This window comes from Cellulomonas sp., from assembly GCF_036279715.1.
GTDB lineage: Bacteria > Actinomycetota > Actinomycetes > Actinomycetales > Cellulomonadaceae > Cellulomonas_A.
In genome coordinates, this window is the sequence record NZ_DASUIR010000157.1 from 1 (window position 1) to 10,026 (window position 10,026).

The 10,026-nt window shown below is 72.1% G+C and carries 8 protein-coding genes; 3 read left to right on the top strand and 5 right to left on the bottom strand.

The window, feature by feature from the left end:
• Positions 1-132: 132 nt before the first annotated feature.
• On the bottom strand, positions 133-1,227 hold the full coding sequence (locus tag VFW79_RS14655; protein WP_329678032.1) for a PP2C family protein-serine/threonine phosphatase: 1,095 nt from the start codon (positions 1,225-1,227) through the stop codon (positions 133-135).
• A 107-nt stretch (positions 1,228-1,334) separates the two neighbouring features.
• Here VFW79_RS14655 and VFW79_RS14660 point away from each other — a divergent pair, with 107 nt between their 5' ends.
• Positions 1,335-2,609 carry a GNAT family N-acetyltransferase gene (locus VFW79_RS14660; protein WP_329678033.1) on the top strand — a complete coding sequence of 425 codons (1,275 nt, stop codon included), beginning with the start codon at positions 1,335-1,337 and terminating at the stop codon, positions 2,607-2,609.
• Here the strand turns inward: VFW79_RS14660 and VFW79_RS14665 are convergent.
• Positions 2,606-3,058: a ribose-5-phosphate isomerase gene (locus tag VFW79_RS14665; protein ID WP_329678034.1), complete on the bottom strand. Its 453-nt coding sequence runs from the start codon at positions 3,056-3,058 to the stop codon at positions 2,606-2,608. The genes VFW79_RS14660 and VFW79_RS14665 overlap by 4 nt on opposite strands.
• Positions 3,059-3,110: 52 nt before the next feature.
• Between VFW79_RS14665 and VFW79_RS14670 the strand changes: the two genes are divergently transcribed.
• Positions 3,111-5,111, top strand: a complete 2,001-nt coding sequence (locus VFW79_RS14670; RefSeq protein WP_329678035.1) for a M13 family metallopeptidase — start codon at positions 3,111-3,113, stop codon at positions 5,109-5,111.
• A 28-nt stretch (positions 5,112-5,139) separates the two neighbouring features.
• Here the strand turns inward: VFW79_RS14670 and VFW79_RS14675 are convergent, their stop codons facing one another.
• Positions 5,140-5,715, bottom strand: a complete 576-nt coding sequence (locus VFW79_RS14675; protein WP_329678036.1) for a hypothetical protein — start codon at positions 5,713-5,715, stop codon at positions 5,140-5,142.
• A 103-nt stretch (positions 5,716-5,818) separates the two neighbouring features.
• On the bottom strand, positions 5,819-6,463 hold the full coding sequence (locus VFW79_RS14680) for a DsbA family protein (protein WP_414647991.1): 645 nt from the start codon (positions 6,461-6,463) through the stop codon (positions 5,819-5,821).
• Positions 6,464-6,665: 202 nt separating this feature from the next.
• Between VFW79_RS14680 and pepN the strand changes: the two genes are divergently transcribed.
• Complete coding sequence (pepN, locus tag VFW79_RS14685; protein ID WP_329678037.1) at positions 6,666-9,284, top strand: aminopeptidase N; 2,619 nt, start codon at positions 6,666-6,668, stop codon at positions 9,282-9,284.
• Between the two features lie 51 nt (positions 9,285-9,335).
• Here the strand turns inward: pepN and VFW79_RS14690 are convergent.
• Positions 9,336-10,026, bottom strand: a 691-nt coding sequence (locus VFW79_RS14690) for a 4-alpha-glucanotransferase (protein WP_329678038.1), incomplete at its 5' end; no start/stop codon positions are given.

A 10,026-nucleotide genomic window follows, 5' to 3' on the forward strand; every position in this document is an offset into this window, starting at 1 on the left:
ACCTCCCGCGGCGACGAGCTCCTCGCTGACCACCTCGGCCACCAGGCCGTAGGTCATCGCGCGCCCGGACGGGATGCGGTCGACCATGTCCAGCACGATCTCGAGATAGTCGTCGTCCACCCGTGCCTCGCGTCAGTCCCGGTGCACCAGCACGAGGCCGCGGTCGTCGCTGTCGCCCGCGCGCACGGCGTCCAGCACCGCCTCGGCGCCGCCGCGCCGGGTCGCCACGACCCGCTGCGCCGCACCCATGAGACGGTCGATCCCGAGGTCGAGGTCGTAGCCCGGCACCTCGACGACCCCGTCCGTGTAGATCATCAGGGTGTCGCCGTGCTCGAGCCGCCCGGTCCGCTCGACGCGTGGGAGGTCGCGCACGATGCCCAGCGCCGGCGCACCGATCGTGTCGATGATCTCGACGAGCCCGGAACCGGCGTGCAGGTGGAGAGCGGGCGGGTGGCCGGCCGACGCCACCCAGAACTGGCCCGTCGTGAGGTCGACGGCCACGTGGATCGCGGTCGCAAAACCCTCCTCCCACGAACGTTCGAGCAGGTAGGTGTTCGCTGCGGCCAGGAAGTCCTGGCGAGGCATGAGCCCGAGCAGCCCGCCGAAGGCCCCGGACAGCTGCAGCGAGCGCACTCCCGCACCCTGACCCTTCCCCGAGACGTCCACGAGGACGACCTCGAGGAGCGCCGCATCTCGGGCGCGCGCCGCGACGAGGAAGTCGCCAGAGAACGCCTCGGCGTGCGCCGACCTCATCGCGCTGTCGACGCGCCAGCCCGACGGCAGCTGCGGGATCCGGCCGTGCGCGGCGAGCCGGTCCCGGAGGTCCACGATCATGAGGTCGCTCGGAGCGCCCTGGAGGCCCAACCGGTCGCGATACGCCGTGAACGCGACGAGAGCGACGATGGAGACGGCCAGGACCAGCTGCTGCCCCGGGCTGACGTCGGCGATGCCCGTCCAGATCATGACGACGACCTGGACGACGATGGCCAGGCACAGCACGATCATCCCGCGCAGGCGCAGCAGGAACGCCCCGAGCAGCTCGACGAGCAGCAGCACCGACGGCGGCACCCACGCGGGCGCGCCGACGACCCCCGCCGAGGCGATCACCGTGAGGATCACCAGCATCCCGGTCGCCGTGAGCTGCAGGCCCATCCCGCGACGGCGCATGCGCGAGCGGGCGTGCGACAGCGCTGTCTCGTGTCGAGCGGCGCGCGCTGTGGTGTGCACGCCCGAGGGTACCGAGGTCTGCGCCGCATGCGCACCCCGCCCCCCGGCGTGGCCAGACGCAGGTCGCGGCGCCAATCACGTGACCGATGCGGGCCGGCGCGGCCAGAATGGCTCAGGTGACCACTGCACCCGCCGGCTACCGCATCGTCCAGGTCCCCGAGTCCCGCAAGGACGAGTTCCAACAGGTCGACCAGCTCGCGTTCGCGTTCGAGCCCGACGCCGAGACGTCCGCCCAGGTCCCCCTCACGCTGGACTGGTCGCGGACGATGGCCGTCGAGACGCAGGACGGGACGCTCGCCGCGGTGCACTCGTCGTTCCCGTTCACGCTCCCGGTCCCCGGCGCCGAGGTCCCGTGCGCGGGCCTCACGTGGGTCGGGGCACGGCCCGACCACCGGCGGCGGGGACTGCTCTCCGCGATGATCGACACGCACTTCGCACGCGCAGTCGACCGCGGCGAGCCTGTGTCGGCGCTGTTCGCCGCCGAGCCGGCCATCTACGGCCGGTTCGGGTACGGCTCTGCGGCCGACAACCTGCGTCTGGTCGTCCCCCGCGGCGCTGCGCTGCGGGACGTCCCGGGGTCCGACGAGCTCACGATCAGGTTCGAGCCGCTCGACCGCGCGGTCCACGTCCCCCTCGTCCAGGCGGTGCACGCAGCCGCGGGGCAGGGGCGCCCCGGCTGGATCCGGCGCGACACGAGCCTGCTCCAGGAACGCCAGCTTGCCGACCCGCCCGCGTGGCGTGAGGGTGGCGAGCCGTTGCGGGTCGTCACGGTGCTGGCCGGAGACACGCCCCGCGCCTACGCGCTGCTGCGCCGCAAGGAGGTCTGGGGTGACGGCGGCGCCCGGAGCAAGGTCCTCGTGCGCGAGGTCGCAGCCCTCGACGCCGCCTCCGCGCACCGGCTGTGGTCGGTTCTGCTCGACCTCGACCTGACGGCGACGGTCGAGACCGGGATGCTCGCCGTCGACGACGAGCTGCTGCACCTCCTGGTCGACGCGCGCACGACGATCCCCAAGGTCACCGACAACCTGTGGGTGCGGCTCCTCGATGTGCCAGCGGCGCTCTCGGCGCGTCGCTACTGCGCCCCCGTCGACGTCGTGCTCGACGTGGTCGACGCGCGCCTGCCCGCCAACGACGGCCGGTGGCGCCTCGTGACGGGCACACAGCAACCGGACGGCACGTGGGACGCGCAGGTCACCTCGACGAACGCGCCGGCCGACCTGACGGCGGACGTGCGTGAGCTCGCGGCGACCTACCTGGGCGGGCGGTCGTTGGCTGCCCTGGCTCGAGCCGGCCTCGTGACCGAGCAGCACGCTGGGGCGGTGCAGGCGGCCTCGGGGGCGTTCGCGTGGCCCGTCGCGCCGGTGTGCAGCTGGGTCTTCTAGCGGGACGCCTCGTACGCCGTCAGCAGGTCGATGCGGCGCTGGTGACGTGCGTCGCCGCTGAACGGCTCGGCGAGGAACGCCTCGACCAGCTCGATCGCCTCGTCGACCGAGTGCTGCCGCGCCCCGATCGCGACGACGTTCGCGTTGTTGTGGGCGCGGCCGAGCTGCGCGGTGTCATGGTTCCAGGCGAGTGCGGCGCGCACGCCGACCACCTTGTTGGCGGCGATGGCCTCACCGTTGCCCGAGCCACCGATCACGACACCGAGGCTTCCCGGGTCGGCGACGACGGCCTCGCCCGCCTCGAGGCAGAACGGGGGGTAGTCGTCCTCGGCGTCGTAGGCGAACGCCCCATGGTCGACGACGTCGAACCGTTCACCTGCACTGAGGTGCTCGATGAGCGCGACCTTGAGCTCGTACCCGGCATGATCAGCAGCAACGTGGATGCGCATGCGCCGATTGTGCCGCATCCGGCGGCCCCACCGCGTGTCATAGCCTGGGCCCATGACTCACAGCGGCATCGACCTCACCGCCCTCGATCCCGCGGTCCGCCCGCAGGACGACCTGTACTCGCACGTCAACGGCCGCTGGATCGCGACCCACGAGATCCCCGCCGACCGCGCCGTCGACGGCGCGTTCCGTGCGCTGTACGACCAGGCCGAGGAGCAGGTCCGGGACATCATCACCGACGCCGCGTCGGCCGCGTCCGGCTCAGCCGCCGAGCCGGGTGCCAGCGGCGGCGTCGAGGCCCAGATCGGTGCGCTCTACGCGAGCTTCATGGACGAGTCCGCGGTCGAGGCGGCCGGCATCGCCCCGTTGCGCGCCGACCTCGCCCTGATCGACGACGCGACGACGCAGGCGGAGCTCACCGAGGCGCTCGGCTCGCTGCAGCGCACGGGCGCCGCCGGGGCGACCGGGTTCTGGGTCGACAACGACGCCAAGGACCCGACCCGCTACGTCGTCTACCTCGCCCAGTCGGGGCTCGGCCTGCCCGACGAGTCGTACTACCGCGAGGACCAGTACGCCCAGGTGCGCGACGCCTACCGGCCGCACGTCGCCCGCATGCTGACGCTCGGCGGGGTCGCCGCCGACGACGCGCAGGCCGCGGAGCTCGCGGGACGCGTCATCGCGCTCGAGACCAAGCTCGCTGCCGGGCACTGGGACGTCGTCAAGGACCGCGACGCGGACCTCACGTACAACCCGACGACCCTCGCCGATCTGGCCGACTCCGCGCCCGGCTTCGACTGGTCCGCCTGGGCGCACGCGCTCGGCGCACCGCACCACGCCCTTGAGCAGCTCGTCGTGCGCGAGCCGTCGTTCGCGGAGGCGTTCGCGCGGCTGTGGGCCGACGAGCCGCTCGAGGACTGGAAGGCGTGGCTCGCGTTCCATGCGGTGTCGGCTCGTGCGCCGTACCTGTCGAGCGCCCTCGTCGAGGCCAACTTCGACTTCTACGCGCGCACGCTGACGGGCGCGCAGGAGCTGCGCGACCGGTGGAAGCGCGGCGTGGGGCTCGTGCAGGGCGTCCTGGGCGAGGCGGTGGGCAAGGTGTACGTCGAGCGGCACTTCCCGCCGACCCACAAAGACAAGATGACCGTCCTCGTCGACAACCTCGTCGCCGCCTACCGGGAGTCGATCTCGACGCTCGAGTGGATGGGCGAGGACACGCGCGCGAAGGCCCTGGCCAAGCTCGACGCGTTCACCCCGAAGATCGGCTACCCCGTGAAGTGGCGCGACTACTCGGCGCTCACGGTCACGGCCGACGACCTCGTCGGCAACGTCCGCCGTGCGTCGGCGTTCGAGCAGGACTGGGAGCTCGCGAAGATCGGCCGGCCGATCGACCGTGACGAGTGGTTCATGACGCCGCAGACCGTCAACGCCTACTACAACCCCGGCATGAACGAGATCGTCTTCCCGGCGGCGATCCTGCAGCCGCCGTTCTTCGACGCGGACGCAGACGACGCCGTCAACTACGGCGGCATCGGCGCGGTGATCGGTCACGAGATCGGCCACGGCTTCGACGACCAGGGCTCGAAGTACGACGGCCAGGGACGGCTCGAGGACTGGTGGACCGCCGAGGACCGGGCGGAGTTCGAGAAGCGCACGAGCGCGCTCATCGCCCAGTACTCCGCGTTCTCCCCCGCGCAGCTCGACAGCTCGCACCATGTGAACGGCGCACTGACGATCGGCGAGAACATCGGCGACCTCGGCGGGCTGTCGATCGCGCTGACGGCCTACCGGATCGCGCTCGGGCGCCCGCTCGACGAGGCCCCGGTCATCGACGGCCTCACCGGCGTGCAGCGCGTGCTCATCGGCTGGGCCCAGGCGTGGCAGTCGAAGGCCCGCGACGAAGAGGCGATCCGGCGCCTCGCGACCGACCCGCACGCGCCCAACGAGTTCCGCTGCAACGGCGTGCTGCGCAACCTCGACGAGTTCTACGCCGCGTACGGCGTGGTGCCCGGCGACGCGCTGTACCTGCCGCCCGAGGAGCGCGTCCAGATCTGGTGAGGGGTCGGGCTCGCGGCTGCCCAGCCGGTCAGGGCAGCTCGACGTACTTGCTGCGGGCGAGCTCGAATCCGCGACCCGTCGCGTCCTCGACGCAGCGCACGCCGTTCGTCGAGCTGGTGCACGTGTAGCCACCCACGGTCGACGACGTGCCGTACTCGAGCTGCGGCGTGCCTCCGGCCGCCACGCCCGGTGCGGGGCCGTCGACGCACGGGATGCGGACGCCGTCGGTGCCCACCTCGAACACGTGCCCGATCGTGCCCGTGCAGGCGGCGTCCGTCGGCGGCGCGAAGGTGATGCTCGCGATCGTGCACTTGGCCCCGGCGTCCGACATCGTGCAGGCGATGTTGCCGCTGGGGAGGGCGAAGGACTCGAGCGCCTGATGCGCCGAGGAGCCGGACGGTGAGCTGGACGGCGCGACCGCACCCGATGCCGACGCACCCGGGCTCGACGAGCCGGCCGTCGACGACGAGCTGCTGGTCCTGGCCAGCCCGCCTGTGAGTGCGAGCGCGAGCATGACGAGGAAGACCGTCACGAGGACGGCGTCGACCGCGATGAAGATCGTCATCCCGCGGCCCAGCCGCATCCCCGTCGTGGGGCCTGCCATCGAATTCCCTCCCGCTCGCCGTGCGTGCGACGACCAGCATCACACGGCTCGCGAGGGCACTCCACCCGAACAGGCGCGACGAGCCTGCCGCGGACGGCATTGCTCAGTCGAAGACCGGGCCCTGCGTGCGGGTGCGCTTGAGCTCGTAGAAGCCCGGCACGCTCGTGATGAGCGCGAACCCGTCCCACAGCCGCCCGGCGGCCTCGCCGCGCGGAGCAGGGGTGATGACGGGACCGAAGAAGGCCGTGCCGTTGAACGCCACGACGGGAGTCCCGACCTCGTCGCCGACCAGGTCGATCGCCCGCTGGTGGGAGGCCCGCAGCTGCTCGTCGAACTCGTCGCTCGTCGCGAACCGAGCCAGGTCGGCGGGAAGGCCGACCTCGGCGAGCGACTCGGCGACGATGGCCTCGGTGTCCGTGCGCCCGCCCGGGTGTCGGCGCGTGCCGAGCGCTGTGTAGAGCGGCGCCACGACCGACTCGCCGTGCAGGGACGCCGCAGCGACGACGACCCGCACGGGACCCCACGCCCCGTCGAGCAGGGTGCGGTAGTCCTCGGGCAGGTCGCGGCCCTCGTTCAGCACCGCGAGGCTCATCACGTGCCAGCGGACCTCGATGTCCCGGACCTTCTCCACCTCGGTGATCCACCGCGAGGTCATCCACGCCCACGGGCACAGCGGGTCGAACCAGAGGTCGACGACGTCCCGGGCGGACTCGCGATCGATCGCAGTGTCGGGGTCGGTCGTCGTCAGGGTCTCCAGCACGTCTGTCTCCTCGGCTCGGGTCACGTCCCTCGTGCCAACGGCGCAGGTGCCACGGGCATTCCGCCCGCAGCCGCGGCGGCGGTGCCAGTCCGCACCGGCTCCGACCGAGGTCCGCGCAGGTGGCGGAGGTGGCATGCAATGATCGCGGGACCGCCACAACCTGGCCCGTCCTGCCCGAAGGAGACCCCGCGTGCCCGCCCAGAACCTGACCCGTGACGAGGCGCGTACCCGCGCCGCTGTCGTCGCCGTGCGCTCGTACGAGGTCGCCCTCGACCTCACGACGAGCCCGACGACGTTCACGTCGCGCACGACCGTCCGGTTCACCGCGACGCCGGGTGCCTCCACCTTCATCGACCTCATCGCGCCCGAGGTCCACGAGGTCGTGCTCAACGGCCGGGCCCTGGACCCCGCCGTCGTCGTGGCCGACTCACGCATCGCCCTCGACGAGCTGGCCGGGGAGAACGAGCTCACCGTCGTCGCCGACGGGGCGTACATGAACACCGGTGAAGGTCTCCACCGCTTCGTCGACCCGGTCGACGACGAGGTGTACCTGTACTCGCAGTTCGAGGTCGCGGACTCCCGCCGCGTGTTCGCGGTGTTCGAGCAGCCGGACCTCAAGGCGACCTTCGCGTTCACGGTGACGGCGCCGGCGCACTGGACGGTCGTGTCCAACTACCCCGTCGTCGGGCAGCCCGTGGCTGTCGAGGGCGGCCGCAACCGTAACGGCGGGCGCGACGAGGGCACCTCGACGTGGACGTTCGAGCCGACCCCGCGGATCGCGAGCTACGTCACCGCGGTCGTCGCGGGCCCGTACCACGCCGAGCACGGTGAGCTCACGAGCAGCGACGGGCGGACCATCCCGTTGGGCGTCTACTGCCGGTCGTCGCTCGCAGCGCACCTCGACACCGACAACATCCTCGACGTCACGCGCCGCGGGTTCGCGTTCTACGAGGAGAAGTTCGCTCACCCGTACCCGTTCGCGAAGTACGACCAGCTGTTCGTCCCCGAGTTCAACGCGGGTGCGATGGAGAACGCCGGCGCGGTCACGTTCCTCGAGAGCTACGTGTTCCGCTCGAAGGTCCCCGAGGCCACGATCGAGCGCCGAGCGGTGACGATCCTGCACGAGCTGGCGCACATGTGGTTCGGGGACCTCGTGACGATGCGCTGGTGGGACGACCTGTGGCTCAACGAGTCGTTCGCCGAGTTCATGTCGACGCTCGCGGCCGCCGAGGCGACGCAGTGGACCAACGCCTGGTCGACGTTCTCCTCGCTCGAGAAGAACTGGGCGTACCGCCAGGACCAGCTGCCGTCGACCCACCCGATCGTCGCCGACATGCGGGACCTCGAGGACGTCGAGGTGAACTTCGACGGCATCACCTACGCCAAGGGCGCGAGCGTCCTCAAGCAGCTCGTCGCGTGGGTCGGACGGGACGAGTTCTTCGCCGGCGTCCAGGCCTACTTCGCGAAGCACTCGTGGGGCAACACGGAGCTGCGGGACCTCCTGTCCGAGCTCGAGGTCACGAGCGGTCGGGACCTGTCGGCATGGTCGTCGCTGTGGCTCGAGCAGGCCGGTGTGACCCTGCTGCGGCCCGCCATCACGACGTCGACCGACGGTGGCGTCGAGACCATCACGTCGTTCGCAGTGCTTCAGGAGGCCCCGGCCGCGCACCCCGTGCAGCGGCCGCACCGCCTCGTCGTCAGCGGCTACGCCGTGACGACCCGCGACGACGGGTCGACGGTCCTCGAGTGCACGTCGAAGCTCGAGCTCGACGTCGACGGCCCCCGGACCGAGGTCCCCGCGCTCGTCGGGCAGCGCCGACCGGACCTCGTCCTCATCAACGACGACGACCTCGCGTACGCCAAGATGCGCCTCGACGACGTGTCGCTCGCCACCGCGACCGCGCACCTGGGCTCGTTCACCGACTCGCTCCCCCGCACGCTCGTGTGGACCGCGGTCTGGGACGCCATCCGCGACGCCGAGACCCCCGCGCGCTCGTTCGTCGACCTGGTCCTGCGCAACATCGGCCGCGAGTCGGACTCGACCGTCGTGCAGGTGCTGCTGCGCCAGCTGAGCACCGCGGTCGACCTGTATGTCACGCCCGAGCACCGCGACGCGACCGACGTCGCTGCAGCCGACAGCCTGCTCGAGCTCGCCACGGCTGCCGCGGCGGGCTCCGACACGCAGCTCCAGCTCGTCAAGGCGTTCGCCGGACGCGCCTCGGCCCCCGCGCACCTCGACGTCGTCGCCGCGCTCCTCGACGGCACGCGCACGCTCGACGGCCTGACCATCGACACCGACCTGCGCTGGGAGCTGCTCACGTCGCTCGCCACGGGCGGCCGGGCCGACGAGGCCCGCATCGCCGACCAGCTCGCGAGCGACCCCACGGCCACCGGCCAACGGGCTGCCGCGGCCGCCCGCGCAGCCATCCCGACGCCCGAGGCGAAGACCGCGGCCTGGGCGGCGGCGGTCGAGCACGACGAGCTCGCGAACGCGATCCAGGCCGCCACGATCAACGGGTTCGGCCGCGTGCACGACCGCTCGCTCCTCGTGCCGTTCGTCGCACCGTACTTCGCCGCGCTGGAACCCGTGTGGGAGTCGCGGACGAACGAGATGGCGCAGAACATCGTCCTGGGCCTCTACCCGAGCGACCTCGCGGACGACGCACGCGTCGACGTGCTCGGCGCGACCGACGACTGGCTCGAGACGCACCCCGATGCCGCTCCCGCGCTGCGACGCCTCATCATCGAGAGCCGCGACGGGGTCCGGCGCACGCTCGCAGCCCAGGAGACGGACCGCCGGCGCGGCTGATCCGACGCCTGCTGGCGACCGCACGCCTGGCGCAGGCCCGGCGTGCGGTCCTCAGCCCTGGTTGAGGGTCGCCGCGAGCGAGCGCAGGCGCGGGTTGGAGAACAGGTCCTCGATGAGGACGACCTGCCCGGAGCCGTTCGCGAGCGGGACCTTCCAGTTCGGGTACTCCTGGTCGGTGCCCGGCTGGTTCTGCGCGCGCCGCTCCCCGACCGCGTCGGCGAGCGAGACGCCGATGAGAGCAGCCGGCGTCGCGAGGATCAGGCGGTGCAGGGCCTCGACGAGCTCGCGCTCCGACGGGTCGGCGCCGACGAGCCCTCGCCCGCGCAGCACCGCGACCATCTCCTCGCGCTCGGCCCGCGCCTCGGCCCGTACCTGGGCGGCCGACTCGGTCAGCAGGCCGAGCCGCTCGCGCAGCGCGACGTGCTCCTCGGCGAGGTAGCCGGCGGTCGGGGGCAGGTCGTGGGTCGTGACGCTGGCCAGGGCGAGCCGTCGATAGTGCTCGGGTGCGAGCGGCCGGCCGTTCTGGTCCTTCTCGAACCAGAGGATCGAGGTCCCGAGGATGCCGCGCTCCGTCAGGTAGTCGCGCACCCAGGGCTCGAAAACGCCGAGGTCCTCGCCGATGACGACGGCCCCGGCACGGTGCGCCTCGAGCGCGAGGATCCCGATGAGAGCCTCGTGGTCGTAGCGCACGTACGCGCCCTCGCCCGCGCCCGCGCCCTGCGGGATCCACCACAGCCGGAAC